Raw genomic sequence first — 1,470 nt, 5'->3', positions numbered from 1 at the left:
ACAACTCCACCCAGCCCTCCCATTCAGCGAGATCTGGGAACACATTGCGACTAGCGAGACAAATCATGACAACTTCAAACCGATCTTCGGAACTGGTCTATCAATTAAATGATCGTCCACCACTGCCACAAACGATTTTTGCTGCACTTCAGCATTTATTGGCGATGTTCGTTGCGGTGATTACACCTTCCTTAATCATTTGCCAATCTTTGGGCGTTCCGGCCGATCAAACCAACACCATTATCAGCATGTCGCTGTTTGCATCTGGTGTTTCTTCCTTTATCCAAATCCGTACCTTTGGCCCTGTCGGCTCCGGCTTGCTATCGGTGCAAGGCACCAGCTTTAACTTTTTGGGTCCAATCATCGGTGCGGGTTTATCACTCAAAGCAGGTGGCGCGGACATCAGCACCATGATGGCGGCGATTTTCGGGACGATTTTAGTCGCCTCTTTTGCCGAGATTTTACTGTCTCGTGTGCTTGAGCATGCACGTCGCATCATCACACCTCTCGTCTCTGGCATTGTCGTAACTCTGATTGGCCTGACGCTGATCCAAGTTGGCTTGGTTTCTATGGGTGGTGGCTATGCTGCAATGGGCGACGGTACTTTTGGTAGCTTAGACAAACTGGCGCTCGCTGGTACCGTACTTGGGTTAATTGTGATTTTGAATCGTTCTAAAAACCCATACATTCGCGTGGCTTCGATCGTGATTGCCATGCTGGTTGGCTATGTAATGGCATACTTCATGGGCATGGTCGACACCTCAAAATTGGGGGAAACCAACCTCGTTGCGCTACCGATTCCGATGCAGTACGGCTTGTCATTTGACTGGTCACTGTTTATCCCTCTCGTGCTGATTTTCTTGATCACGGCGTTGGAAGCGATCGGCGACATTACCGCAACGTCTGAAGTATCTGGCGAGCCGGTTAAAGGCCCTATTTACATGAAGCGCATCAAAGGTGGGGTATTAGCGGATGGTCTGAACTCGGCCATCGCTGCGGTATTCAACAGCTTTCCAAACTCTACCTTCAGTCAAAACAACGGCATTATCATGCTAACGGGCGTCGCAAGCCGTTACGTGGGTTACTTTATCTCGGGCATGTTAGTGATTCTTGGTCTATTCCCGGGCGTGGCCAGTTTTGTTCAGCTGATCCCAGAACCTGTACTTGGTGGCGCTACCATCGTGATGTTCGGCACCATTGCCGCTGCAGGCGTGCGCATTATCTCGCGTGTTGACCTCGACCGCCGCGCGATTCTGATTATGGCGTTGTCATTCTCGATGGGGTTAGGTATCGCTCAGAAACCTGAGATTCTGCAGTTTATGCCTGAGTTTATTAAAAGCATCTTCTCAACCGGTGTGGCTGCTGGCGGTATCACCGCGATACTGCTGAACTTGCTGCTTCCAGAAAAACTGACAGAAGAAGATGAACTTGTCGCTCAAGAAGTGAAAGAGTCTTAATACCTGTACTTAG

The 1,470-nt window shown here is 49.7% G+C and carries 1 protein-coding gene; it reads left to right on the top strand.

Annotated features, from left to right (window positions below; genetic code table 11):
- Positions 1 to 65: 65 nt before the first annotated feature.
- Positions 66 to 1,457: a uracil-xanthine permease family protein gene (locus R7Q47_RS24290; protein WP_276422495.1), complete on the top strand. Its 1,392-nt coding sequence runs from the start codon at positions 66 to 68 to the stop codon at positions 1,455 to 1,457.
- Positions 1,458 to 1,470 lie beyond the last annotated feature (13 nt).

The organism is Vibrio sp. Vb0349 (genome assembly GCF_033338975.1).
Note: the sequence above shows the minus strand (reverse complement) of the source record. Positions and strands in the feature narration are given on the sequence as shown.